Genomic DNA, 11,000 nt, shown 5'->3' on the forward strand with positions numbered 1-11,000 from the left:
GCCGGCGGCGGGTTCCAGCGTGCCCAAGCCGGACGAGAAGGCCAGCGCGCTGATCGGCACCACGGTCAAGCTGCCGCGGATCCGCCAGTCCATCGCCAAGAACATGAAGCACGGCCTGGACACCGCGGCCCAGCTGACGACCGTCTTCGAGGTCGACTGCACCCGCATCGCCGCGCTCCGGGCCAAGGCCAAGGGCTCGTTCGCCGCCCGTGAGGGCGTCAACCTGTCCTTCCTGCCGTTCTTCGTCAAGGCGGCGCTGGAGGCCCTCAAGGCCTACCCGGTGATCAACTCCACGCTGTCGGACGACCTCAAGGAGATCACCTACCACGGGTCGGTCAACCTGGGCATCGCGGTGGACACCCCGCGCGGCCTGATCGTGCCGGTGATCAAGGGCGCCGACGACCTGAACATCGCCGGGCTGGCCCGCAAGATCGGCGAGCTGGCGGCCAAGACCCGGGACAACAAGGTCGGACCGGACGAGCTGTCCGGCGGTACCTTCACCATCACCAACACCGGGTCGGTGGGGGCGCTGTTCGACACCCCGATCTTCGTCCCGCCGCAGTCGGCGATCCTGGGCACCGGCGCCATCGTCAAGCGTCCGGTCGTGGCCAAGGACGCCGACGGCAACGAGGTCATCGCCATCCGTTCGATGTGCTACCTGGCGCTGTCCTACGACCACCGCAACATCGACGGCGCGGATGCCTCCCGGTTCCTGGCCGCGGTGAAGAAGCGGATCGAGGCCGGGGAGTTCGAGGGCGACCTCGGTCTGTAACGTCCTTTCCGGCACGTGCACACGCGGGCGGCCTGCCTCCAGCGGGCCGCCCGCGGCCGTATTCCCACGGTTGCCGCACATCGAGGCGTGGAGGTTCGCACAGCGTGAAGGTCGTCGCCGCCGGAGTCAGCGGGTTCCTGGGCACCCGGTTGACCCGGGCGCTCACCGCCGCCGGTCACCAGGTCGTCCGTCTCGTCCGGTCGGATCCGACCGGGCCGGACGAGAGCCTGTGGAATCCCCACTCGGGCGATCTGGACAGCTCGGTCTTCGACGGCGCCGATGCCGTGGTCAACCTCTGCGGTGTGCCGACCGCGTTCCACCGGTGGACCCAGGAGTACAAGCACCTGCTGCTGACCTCGCGGGTCAACCCGACCCGGGTCCTGGCCGCCGAATGCGCGCGGCTGGGCGTCCCGGTCCTGCTCAACGCCTCGGCGGTCGGCTACTACGGGTCCACCGGGTCCGAGATCGTCACCGAGAGCGCCCCGGCGGGCGATTCCTTCCTGGCCGACCTGTGCGTCCAATGGGAGGACGCCACCGCCGTCGCCCGGGCGGCCGACGTGCGGGTGGTCCTGCTGCGGACCGGCCTGGTCCTGGGCATGGACGGCGATCTGCTCAAGCTGACCTCGCTGATCACCCGGCTCTGGGCGGGCGGCCGGCTGGGCTCCGGCGAGCAGTACTACCCCTGGATCTCGGCCACCGACCACCTCGCCGCGATGCTGTTCCTGCTGACCCATCCGGTGCACGGGCCGGCCAACCTGACCGCGCCGTACCCGGTCACCAACGCCGAGTACACCAAGGAGCTGGGCCGGCAACTGCACCGGCCGACCCCCTGGGTCGTGCCCGAGTTCGCCCTGCGCATCGCCCTGGGCGAGTTCGCGGACGAACTGGTCGAGGGGCGCCGGGCGGTGCCGGCGGTCCTGCACGAGGCCGGCTTCGAGTTCGCCCACCGGACGCTGCCCGAGGCACTGGCCGCCGAGCTGCGATAACTCCATCGATGCGGTGGTATCACGTTGATACCATCGAGGCATGGCAATGACACTTCGGCTCGATGAGGCGACCGCGGACGCCCTCCGCGACCAGGCGCAGTCCGACGGTCGGTCGGTGCACCAGACCGTGCTGATTGCGATCGACGAGTACTTGGCGCGGCACCGGCGCGGCCAGCGGATCGATGCACTGGCGCGGGCGGCGGCGTCGGACTACCCCGAGGTCCTCCGGCGCCTGGGCGAGTGACCCGCTTCCTGTCCGCCGAGGATGTCCTGGCGATCGCGCGCGTGGCGGTCGGGGGCGACCCCGGCGTCCGCGACCTCGGCCTGCTCGATTCGGCCTGCCATCGGCCGTCCAGCACCGTCTTCGGTGAGGACGCCTACCCCTCACTCACGCTCAAGGCAGCCGCGCTGCTGCATTCGTTGACGGCCAACCATCCATTTGTGGACGGCAACAAGCGCACGGCGTGGCTGGCGACGGTGGTCTTCCTTCGTGACAACGGTGCGGTCGTCACCGCGCCCGATGCGTACGACGGAGACGTCACCGGTCTTGTTCTGGCCATCGCCGCAGGCGAGTTGCGCGACGTCAACGACATTGCGCGGCGGCTGGCCGACATGGTGTGCGAGCCCGGGGACTGACCCTGCCGGTCAGTGCTCGTAGGGGTCGTCGGGCTGGTCGATCGTCTGCATCGACTGCACGGTCACGGTCGGCACGTAGTCGTTGTCCAGGGTGCCGGTGTTGGGCACGTTCACCACGACGGCCTGCACCCAGGTGTTGCTCGGGTACGGCATCTCGCCGTCGACGTGCAGCTGCAGCGGGTTGGCGTCGGCCGCGCAGCAGCTGATGGACATCCGGGCGATGGTGAAGCCGGAGTCGAAGCCGTCCCCGGCCGGGGCGAGGAATCCGGTCACGGTGACCGGGGTCCCGTTGTCCAGCGACCGGTCCGCGTCGTAGAGCGAGCGCAGCACGAAGTCCTTCATGGTCAGCTGCGGGTCGGTGCCCTGGAGCGGGTCGAAGTGCATCGTGCGCCGGCCGCCGCTGGAGTCGTACACCGAGCCGCTGCCGTCGTTGAACGCGTACCCGCCGCTGACCCCCGTGGTGCCGTCCTTGCCGCCCACGTCCGTCTTGGCCGCCGTACCCGTCCCACCGGCCCCGGCGGCGTCGTACCCGGCCAGTCCCTGGGACCCGGCGTTCCGGGCGACCGCGTCGGCCCCCAGCGCCGGCGGCGCGACCAGCAGCAGCACCAGCACGGGCACCAGGATCAGCCAGGGCGCCTTGGACGATGCGTGGTCGTGGCCGTGCGCGTCGGCGCCGTCCGGCTCGTCCGCGCCGTCGGACCCGCCCGCATCATCGCACCCGCCCGCGTCGTCGGGCTCGTGGGCCGGTTCGTGCTTCTTCATGTCCGCCCGGACGGCCAACACGAGCGAGACGATGCCGACCACCACCAGGATCGCCCCGGAGATCAGCAGCAGCCACTTGAAGCCCGGCCGCACGTACGAGGTGAACCGGCCGGAGACGGTGATCGAGATCAGCAGGCCGCCGAGCAGCGTGACGATGATCGACTGCGTCTCGACGTTCATCCCGCCCAGGCGCAGCCGCCGGCGCGATCGGGGGGCGGGCGTCTCGGTCCCGGTCGAGGTGGCCATCACTGCCATCCCCAGAAGATCAGTCCGACGGTCGTGCCGACCAGGACCGCCACCCCGAACGTCAGCGGGGCGAACCGGACGGCGAACTTGCGACCGAAGATGCCCGCCTGCATGGCGAAGAGCTTGACGTCGACCGCCGGCCCGACGGTCAGGAACACCAGCTTGCCGACCATCGGGATGGTCGAGAACGAGGCGGCGACAAAGGCGTCGGCCTCCGAGCAGAGCGCCAGGATGAACGCCAGGCCGGCCATCAGCAGCACCGACCACAGCAGGGAGGAGCCGATGCCCTCCATGACGTGCGCCGGGACGATCGTCTTGATGGTCGCGGCGGCCGCCGCGCCGATGACCAGGAACCCGGCGGCCTGGGTGAAGTCGCCGAGGATGGTGGACAGGAACACCCGCCACCCGGACTGGCCGGGCTCGGTGCGGGCCGGGTTCTTCGGCCGCATCCACTCCGGCCGGCCGATCCGCTCCCACAGCCAGCCGACGATCAGCGCGGTGAGCAGACCGGCGATCAGGCGAGCCCAGACCATCGACGGGTAGCCGGTGAAGGCCACGGCCGTGGCGACCAGGACGATCGGGTTGATCGCCGGCGCCGACAGCATGAACGCCAACGACGCCGACGGCCGCACACCGCGGTCGATGAGCCGGTTGGAGATGGGCACCGAGCCGCACTCGCAGCCCGGCAGGGCGGCGCCGCAGGCGGTGGCCACCGGAACGGCCAGCATCGGCTTGTCCGGCAGGACCTTGCTGAACCAGGCGGCCGGCACGAAGGCGGCGATCGCCCCGGACACGACGACGCCCAGCACCAGGAACGGGGTCGCCTGCACGCAGATGGCGATGAACACCGTCGCCCAGCTCTGCAGGGCCGGCTGGCCCAGCAGGGACTCCAGCGGGCCCCGGAACAGGATGGCGACCAGCAGGACGAGGCCGAAGATCTCCAGCGAGCCGGGGCGATAGCGCTTGCGGGTGGCCGCGACGTCCGGATCGGGCGCCGCATTCGGCCGGGTGGTGCTCGCGGTCATCCGGTGCCCCCCGTCGGGTTCGTCCCTGTCGGATTCGTCCCTGTCGGATTCGTCACGGTCGTCCCGCCGTCCGGGCGGTCGACCACACCGCCGAAGCGGCGCTGGCGCGAGGCGTACTCCTGGCACGCCCGCCACAGGTCCCGGCGGTCGAAGTCGGGGAACAGGGTGTCCTGGAACACCAGCTCCGCGTAGGCGGACTGCCAGATCAGGAAGTTGCTGGTGCGCAGCTCCCCCGACGGCCGCAGGAACATGTCCACGTCGGGCATGTCCGGCTCGTCCAGGTAGCGGGCCAGCATCCGTTCGTCCACCTTCGCCGGGTCCAGCCGGCCGGCCGCCACCTGCTCGGCGATGGCGCGGGCGGCATCCGCGATCTCGGCGCGGCCGCCGTAGTTCACACACATGGTCAGGGTCAGGACGTCGTTGTCCGCGGTCAGTTGCTCCGCGATCTCCAGCTCCTTGATCACACTGCGCCAGAGCCGGGGTCGCCGGCCGGCCCAGCGGACCCGCACCCCGAGCGCGTGCATGTCGTCGCGGCGGCGGCGGATCACGTCCCGGTTGAAGCCCATCAGGAACCGCACCTCGTCGGGCGAGCGTTTCCAGTTCTCGGTGGAGAACGCGTACGCCGACAGGTGGGTGACCCCGATCTCGATGGCCCCCTCGACCACGTCGAACAGGGCCGCCTCGCCGAGCTTGTGTCCCTCGGTGCGGGGCAGCCCGCGCTGCTTGGCCCACCGGCCGTTGCCGTCCATCACCAGCGCGACGTGCTTAGGCACGGCGCCGGCCGGCCACGCCGGGGGCCGGGCGCCGCTCGGGTGCGGGGTCGGCGGCCGCGGGGCCGGCCGGCGGCTCATGCGCCCACCTCCCGGTCGACCATCGGCAGCGAGCGCAGGCCGCGCTCCAGGTGCCACTGCATCAGCGCGGCGACCAGTCCGGAGGCCTCCCGCCGGTGACTCGGCTCGGACCCGTCGGCGACGGCCCACACGCCGTCGGTCAGCGCCGCCCTCAGGTCGATCGTCGCCGGGGCCGGCCGCACGACGCCGGAGGAACCGAGCCGGCAGTCGGCGCACAGGGCGCCGCCCGAGGCGACGTGGAAGGCGCCGTGCGGGCCGGGGGTGCCGCAGCGGGCGCACTCGCGCAGCGCCGGCGCCCAGCCGGCGAGCACCATCGCCCGCAGCAGGAACGCGTCCAGCACCAGCGTCGGCACCCGGCCCGGGTCGGTCAGCGCCCGCAACGCCGAGACGGCCAGCAGGTACAGCCGCAGCGCGGGCTCCCGTTCCTCGGCGGCCAACCGTTCCGTGGTCTCGGCGATCGCGGTGGCGCAGGTGTAGCGGGGATAGTCGGCGGCCAGCGTCGCCCCGAACGGGTCGAGCGTCTCCGCCTGGGTCACGATGTCCAGGTTCCGGCCCGCGTACAGCTGCAGGTCGACGTGGCTGAACGGCTCCAGCCGGGCGCCGAACTTGCTGCGCGTGCGCCGCACCCCCTTGGCCACCGCGCGCACCTTGCCGGTGTGCCGGGTGAGCAGGGTGATGATCCGGTCCGCCTCCCCGAGCTTGGTCACCCGCAGCACCACGGCGGAATCTCGGTAGACGGGCACCTGGTCATGGTGCCACCCTCGTCCGGCCCGGTGGGGCAAGCTCGCGGGCGCCGGCCGGACGGCCCGGCCGCCGTTCACCGGCGCTTCACCGCCCCCGGCCGGGGCGCACGGAACGCGACCCCCCGTGCACTAGCCTGGACAGGGCCGGCGCGCGCGCCGGCCACCCTCCGACGACGAATCCGGTCACCGGCGTGACCGCCGTGAACCCTGCCGCCCGAAAGGTGGATGCATGAGCCCGACCCCCACGGTCCGCCCGGCGGAGCCGGACGACGCGGACGCATTCGCCGCCTGCCACCTCGCCTGCTGGGAAGAGGCGTACAGCACGCTGTGGGGCGCCGAGCGGTTCGAGGACATGGACGTCGCCCGCCTGGCCGCGCGCCGGCGCAAGGAGATCGAGGCGGGCGTCGCCGACCACTACCTGGTGGAGTCCGACGGCCAGGTCGTCGGCATCGCCATCGCCGGCCCGACCCGCGACGAGGATCCGCAGGCCGACCGGGAGCTGTACGCGATCTACGTCCGGGAGGCCCACCAGGGCTCCGGGATCGCCGATGCGCTGCTGGCCGCGGCCATCGGCGACGGGCCGGCCTCGCTGTGGACCTACCGGGACAACCCCAGGGCCGCGGCCTTCTACGTGCACCACGACTTCATCCCCAACGGGGCCGAGCGCACCGACTCCGAGGGCATCCTGGAGATCCGGATGGTCCGCCGCTGACCGGGCACCCGCCGGTGGCATGCTGAACCGATGAGTCGGGTGACGGTGCGGATACCGGTGACGCGCTATCGCGACGGTGCGTTCCACCGCCGGCCGGACACGGTGGCCGGCGAGGAGCCGCTGGAGATCCGGATCGGCGGTGAGCCCTTCACCACGACGATGCGCACCCCCGGTGCGGACATCGAACTGGTGCACGGCCTGCTGCACGCCGAGGGCGTCATCACCGGACCGCAGGACGTCCGGTCCGCCCGGTACTGCAGCGGGGTGGGTCCCGACGGGCTCAACACCTACAACGTCATCGAGGTCGGCCTGGCCGACTCGGCCGCGGCCGGGCAGGTCCGTCCCCGGCACCGGGTGACGACGTCGGCGTGCGGCGTCTGCGGCGCCGAGTCGATCGAGGCCATCACCCGGGCCGGCCGCTACGTCCCCGGCGACGTCGTGCTGACCCCGTCGACGGTGCAGGCCCTGCCGGACCGGTTGCGGGCCCAGCAGCGGGCGTTCCGGACGACCGGGGGCGTGCACGCGGCGGCCCTGGCCGACGCCGACGGACTGGTCGAACTGGTCCGGGAGGACGTCGGGCGGCACAACGCGATGGACAAGGTGATCGGGGCGGCACTGCTGGCCGGCCGGCTGCCGTTGGCCGACCGGGTGCTGGTCACCTCGTCCCGGGCCTCGTTCGAGCTGGTGCAGAAGGCGGTGCTGGCCGGCGTGGGGATGCTGGTCGCCGTGTCCGCGCCGTCCTCCCTGGCCGTCCAGCTGGCCCGGGCCAGCGGGCTGACCCTGGTCGGCTTCACGTCGGCGTCCGGGTTCAACGTCTACTCCGAGCCGGGACGGATCGTCGGGTCGACGGATCCGGACGGATCCGGGACCCCTCCGGAGCTGGACCGGTAGCCCGTTCGGCGGCTTCGTCTCCCGGTCGTATCAGGTCCATGGCCGGCGCCTCTTGGCGGTTAGGATCCATCTCGCCCAGTCCGGTTGCGTCCGTAGGAGTGAACCCATGCGGTCTCGTCGTACCCTTACCGCCGCGCTGGCGCTCAGCGTGGTCACCATCCTCGCCGTCGCCGCCTGCGGCTCGTCCGTCCAGGGGTCGGCGCAGGTGAACACCGCCGCGGCCGAGACGGCCACGTCGGCCGCGACCACCTCGGACCGGACATCCGACCGGACCAGCCGGGAGACCGCGCCGACCGACCTGTCCGACCTGAGTTCCATGCTCAACGACCTGAGCACCGAGTTGTCGGTGCCCACCGATCTGTCGCTGCCGTCGGACCTGACCTTCCCCACCGAGCTGACCGACCTGACCGACATCCCCGGGTACAACTCGGACTGCCTGACCGTCTCGTTCGCCTACCTGGGGATCGGGCTGGCCGCGTTCGGCACCCTGGGCGGTCAGGGCACCTACGACGCCGCCGAGCTGAAGAAGTCGCTGGACGAGCTGACGGCCAGCGTTCCGCCGGAGATCGCCGCCGACGTCCAGGCGCTCAACGAGGTCGCCGCCGAGGCCAACGGCAAGTCGCTCGCCGAGGCCGGACAGCTCTTCGAGAGCGACAAGTTCACCACCGCGAGCGACAACATCTCCAAGTGGTTGGACGCCAACTGCGGCAGCAACTGACCGGCACGCCCGAAGGCCCCGGACCCGCGCAGCGGGTCCGGGGCCTTCGTGGTTCGTCGGGTGGCGGTCCGGTCGGAGGGATCCGGAGGTCCGGCCGGAGGGGTCAGGCCGACTTCTCGCGCGGGGTGCGCTTGGGGGCCCGCGGCACGATGGTCGGGTACACGTTCGACCGGACGGTCTCGGCGCTGACCACGACGCGCTCGACGTCGTCGCGGCCGGGCACCTCGTACATCGCCGGCAGGAGGACCTCCTCCATGATGGCGCGCAGGCCCCGGGCCCCGGTGCCGCGCAGGATCGCCTCGTCGGCGATCGCCTCCAGCGCGTCGGCCTCGAACTCCAGGGTGACCCCGTCCATCTCGAACAGCCGCTGGTACTGCTTGGACAGGGCGTCCCGCGGCTCGGTCAGGATCTTGACCAGGGATTCCTTGTCCAGGTTGGTCACCGATGCGACCACCGGCAGGCGGCCGATGAACTCGGGGATCAGCCCGAACTTGATCAGGTCCTCGGGCATGACGTCGGCGAACACGTCGGATCCGTCGATGTCGAACTTGCTGCGCACCTCGGCGGCGAAGCCCAGACCGCGCCGGCCGACCCGCTCGCCGATGATCTTCTCGAGCCCGGCGAACGCGCCCGCCACGATGAACAGCACGTTCGTCGTGTCGATCTGGATGAACTCCTGGTGCGGGTGCTTGCGCCCGCCCTGCGGCGGCACCGAGGCCTGGGTGCCCTCGAGGATCTTCAGCAGGGCCTGCTGCACGCCCTCCCCGGAGACGTCACGGGTGATGGACGGGTTCTCGGACTTGCGGGCGATCTTGTCGACCTCGTCGATGTAGACGATGCCGGTCTCGGCCCGTTTGACGTCGTAGTCGGCCGCCTGGATGAGCTTGAGCAGGATGTTCTCGACGTCCTCGCCCACGTACCCGGCCTCGGTCAGCGCCGTGGCGTCGGCGATGGCGAACGGCACGTTGAGCATCTTGGCCAGCGTCTGGGCCAGGTAGGTCTTGCCACAGCCGGTCGGCCCGAGCATCAGGATGTTGGACTTGGCCAGCTCGACCGGCTCGGGGCCCCGGTCCGGCCCGGCCTGGATGCGCTTGTAGTGGTTGTAGACGGCCACCGACAGGGCCTTCTTCGCGGTGTCCTGACCGATCACGTACTGGTCCAGGTACTCACGGATCGCCGTCGGCTTGGGCAACTCGTCGAGCTTGACCTCGCTGGTCTCAGCGAGCTCCTCCTCGATGATCTCGTTGCACAGGTCGATGCACTCGTCGCAGATGTAGACGCCGGGGCCGGCGATCAGCTTGCGCACCTGCTTCTGACTCTTCCCGCAGAAAGAGCACTTGAGCAGGTCGCCCCCGTCACCGATGCGCGCCATGAGACCTCTCGATCCGTCGTGTGCCGGTCCCCGTGGACATCCCGGAAACCCCATTCTCAGTACTGCCGCGACCGTGTTGACGTTACCTGCCGGACACGCGCCGGTCCCCGGTTTGACGGTCACGACACGGACACCGGGCAAACCGTGTCCTGACCGTCACCTCGAACGCAAAGGCACTCCGTACCAGAGTATCGGGCTGGGCCCCCGGCGCCAGAGGCAAATATCCGGCGCCCGGGCCCCGTCCGCGATCAGCTCAGCTTGCGGTAGTTCAGGACCTCGTCGATCAACCCGTAGTCCTTGGCCTCGGCGGCCGTCAGGATCTTGTCCCGGTCGATGTCCTTGCGGACCTCCTCCGGGGTCTTGTTGGAGTGCCGGGACAGGATCTCCTCGAGCGCGGAGCGCATCCGGCCGATCTCGTTGGCCTGGATCTCCAGGTCGGACACCTGGCCGTACACGCCCTCGGTGGCCGGCTGGTGGATCAGGATCCGGGAGTTCGGCAGCGCCAGCCGCCGGCCCGGGGTGCCGGCGGCCAGCAGGACGGCGGCGGCCGAGGCGGCCTGGCCCAGGCAGACGGTCTGGATGTGCGGCCGGACGAACTGCATCGTGTCGTAGATGGCCGTCATCGACGTGAACGAACCGCCCGGCGAGTTGATGTACATGATGATCTCGCGGTCCGGGTCGGTGGACTCCAGCGTCAGCAGCTGGGCCATCACGTCGTTCGCGGACGCGTCGTCGATCTGGACGCCGAGGAAGATGATGCGCTCCTCGAACAGCTTGTTGTACGGGTTGGACTCCTTGACGCCGTAGCTGGTCCGCTCGACGAACGAGGGCAGGATGTAGCGGGCCTGCGGCATGGACAGCGCGTTGCCGTGGGCGACGCCCAACGGCATCTGGTGGCCGGGCTTGTTCACGGTCGTGTCTCCTTCTACTTCTTCAGCGAGGGGGCGCCGGCCGCTCGCGCGACGACCTGGTCGATGAACCCGTAGGCCAGGGCCTCCTCGGCGGTGAACCAGCGGTCGCGATCCTGGTCGACCTCGATCCGCTCGATCGGCTGGCCGGTGTGCAGGGACTGCAGCTCGGTCAGCTCCCGCTTGGACTTGGTCAGCATGTCCGCCTGGATCGCGATGTCGGCGGCGGTGCCGCCGACGCCGGCGCTCGGCTGGTGCATCAGGATCCGGGTGTGCGGCAGCGCCGAGCGCTTGCCCTTGGCCCCCGCGGTCAGCAGGAACTGGCCCATCGAGGCGGCCAGGCCCATCGCGGTGGTGGCCACGTCCGGCTCGATCCAC

The 11,000-nt window shown here is 70.9% G+C and carries 14 protein-coding genes; 7 read left to right on the forward strand and 7 right to left on the reverse strand.

Features of this window, described 5'->3' with window-relative positions; all coding sequences use genetic code 11:
• The 4 genes from ACOJUF_RS16675 to ACOJUF_RS16690 all read left to right on the forward strand — a co-directional run.
• On the forward strand, positions 1–772 hold a 772-nt coding region (locus ACOJUF_RS16675), incomplete at its 5' end, for a 2-oxo acid dehydrogenase subunit E2 (RefSeq protein ID WP_420122947.1).
• Positions 773–876: 104 nt separating this feature from the next.
• Positions 877–1,758 (forward strand): TIGR01777 family oxidoreductase, encoded by an 882-nt coding sequence (locus ACOJUF_RS16680; protein WP_420122948.1) that lies wholly within the window; start codon positions 877–879, stop codon positions 1,756–1,758.
• Between the two features lie 40 nt (positions 1,759–1,798).
• On the forward strand, positions 1,799–2,002 hold the full coding sequence (locus ACOJUF_RS16685) for a CopG family transcriptional regulator (RefSeq protein ID WP_420122949.1): 204 nt from the start codon (positions 1,799–1,801) through the stop codon (positions 2,000–2,002).
• Positions 1,999–2,394, forward strand: a complete 396-nt coding sequence (locus ACOJUF_RS16690; RefSeq protein ID WP_420122950.1) for a type II toxin-antitoxin system death-on-curing family toxin — start codon at positions 1,999–2,001, stop codon at positions 2,392–2,394. Before ACOJUF_RS16685 ends, ACOJUF_RS16690 begins: the two co-directional genes overlap by 4 nt.
• Positions 2,395–2,403: 9 nt before the next feature.
• Here the strand turns inward: ACOJUF_RS16690 and ACOJUF_RS16695 are convergent, their stop codons facing one another.
• From ACOJUF_RS16695 to recO, 4 genes are read right to left on the reverse strand one after another with little or no spacing between them, the layout of a single operon-like run.
• Positions 2,404–3,402, reverse strand: a complete 999-nt coding sequence (locus tag ACOJUF_RS16695; RefSeq protein WP_420122951.1) for a TIGR03943 family putative permease subunit — start codon at positions 3,400–3,402, stop codon at positions 2,404–2,406.
• Complete coding sequence (locus ACOJUF_RS16700) at positions 3,402–4,427, reverse strand: permease (protein WP_420122952.1); 1,026 nt, start codon at positions 4,425–4,427, stop codon at positions 3,402–3,404. The genes ACOJUF_RS16695 and ACOJUF_RS16700 overlap by 1 nt, the downstream gene beginning before the upstream one ends.
• Positions 4,424–5,278, reverse strand: coding sequence for an isoprenyl transferase (locus ACOJUF_RS16705; RefSeq protein WP_420122953.1), 855 nt, complete (start codon positions 5,276–5,278; stop codon positions 4,424–4,426). Before ACOJUF_RS16705 ends, ACOJUF_RS16700 begins: the two co-directional genes overlap by 4 nt.
• Positions 5,275–6,021 (reverse strand): DNA repair protein RecO, encoded by a 747-nt coding sequence (gene recO, locus ACOJUF_RS16710; RefSeq protein WP_420122954.1) that lies wholly within the window; start codon positions 6,019–6,021, stop codon positions 5,275–5,277. Before recO ends, ACOJUF_RS16705 begins: the two co-directional genes overlap by 4 nt.
• Before the next feature lie 229 nt (positions 6,022–6,250).
• Here recO and ACOJUF_RS16715 point away from each other — a divergent pair, with 229 nt between their 5' ends.
• The 3 genes from ACOJUF_RS16715 (at position 6,251) to ACOJUF_RS16725 (ending at position 8,342) form a co-directional block, all read left to right on the forward strand.
• Positions 6,251–6,733, forward strand: a complete 483-nt coding sequence (locus tag ACOJUF_RS16715) for a GNAT family N-acetyltransferase (RefSeq protein ID WP_420122955.1) — start codon at positions 6,251–6,253, stop codon at positions 6,731–6,733.
• A 30-nt stretch (positions 6,734–6,763) separates the two neighbouring features.
• Entirely contained in the window at positions 6,764–7,624 is an 861-nt protein-coding gene (gene fdhD, locus ACOJUF_RS16720) for a formate dehydrogenase accessory sulfurtransferase FdhD (RefSeq protein ID WP_420122956.1), read from the forward strand.
• Positions 7,625–7,730: 106 nt separating this feature from the next.
• Positions 7,731–8,342, forward strand: coding sequence for a hypothetical protein (locus ACOJUF_RS16725; protein WP_420122957.1), 612 nt, complete (start codon positions 7,731–7,733; stop codon positions 8,340–8,342).
• 103 nt (positions 8,343–8,445) lie between these two features.
• Here ACOJUF_RS16725 and clpX read toward each other — a convergent pair whose 3' ends face one another.
• From clpX to ACOJUF_RS16740, 3 genes are all read right to left on the reverse strand, one after another.
• Complete coding sequence (gene clpX, locus ACOJUF_RS16730) at positions 8,446–9,714, reverse strand: ATP-dependent Clp protease ATP-binding subunit ClpX (protein ID WP_420122958.1); 1,269 nt, start codon at positions 9,712–9,714, stop codon at positions 8,446–8,448.
• Between the two features lie 248 nt (positions 9,715–9,962).
• Positions 9,963–10,604: an ATP-dependent Clp protease proteolytic subunit gene (locus ACOJUF_RS16735; protein WP_420122960.1), complete on the reverse strand. Its 642-nt coding sequence runs from the start codon at positions 10,602–10,604 to the stop codon at positions 9,963–9,965.
• Positions 10,605–10,639: 35 nt separating this feature from the next.
• Positions 10,640–11,000 (reverse strand): ATP-dependent Clp protease proteolytic subunit (locus ACOJUF_RS16740; protein ID WP_420122959.1); only part of this gene is annotated, 361 nt, incomplete at its 5' end.

Origin of the sequence: Nakamurella sp., from assembly GCF_048594475.1 — a bacterium.
Lineage (GTDB): Bacteria > Actinomycetota > Actinomycetes > Mycobacteriales > Nakamurellaceae > Nakamurella.

What these genes read in the sequence shown, in the direction of transcription:
- clpX (WP_420122958.1), bottom strand. Translation starts at nt 9,714, where the DNA reads ATGGCGCGCATCGGTGACGGGGGCGACCTGCTCAAGTGCTCTTTCTGC.
- ACOJUF_RS16705 (WP_420122953.1), bottom strand. Translation starts at nt 5,278, where the DNA reads ATGAGCCGCCGGCCGGCCCCGCGGCCGCCGACCCCGCACCCGAGCGGC.
- ACOJUF_RS16695 (WP_420122951.1), bottom strand. Translation starts at nt 3,402, where the DNA reads ATGGCCACCTCGACCGGGACCGAGACGCCCGCCCCCCGATCGCGCCGG.
- ACOJUF_RS16685 (WP_420122949.1), top strand. Translation starts at nt 1,799, where the DNA reads ATGGCAATGACACTTCGGCTCGATGAGGCGACCGCGGACGCCCTCCGC.
- ACOJUF_RS16700 (WP_420122952.1), bottom strand. Translation starts at nt 4,427, where the DNA reads ATGACCGCGAGCACCACCCGGCCGAATGCGGCGCCCGATCCGGACGTC.
- ACOJUF_RS16715 (WP_420122955.1), top strand. Translation starts at nt 6,251, where the DNA reads ATGAGCCCGACCCCCACGGTCCGCCCGGCGGAGCCGGACGACGCGGAC.
- ACOJUF_RS16725 (WP_420122957.1), top strand. Translation starts at nt 7,731, where the DNA reads ATGCGGTCTCGTCGTACCCTTACCGCCGCGCTGGCGCTCAGCGTGGTC.
- ACOJUF_RS16735 (WP_420122960.1), bottom strand. Translation starts at nt 10,604, where the DNA reads ATGCCGTTGGGCGTCGCCCACGGCAACGCGCTGTCCATGCCGCAGGCC.
- fdhD (WP_420122956.1), top strand. Translation starts at nt 6,764, where the DNA reads ATGAGTCGGGTGACGGTGCGGATACCGGTGACGCGCTATCGCGACGGT.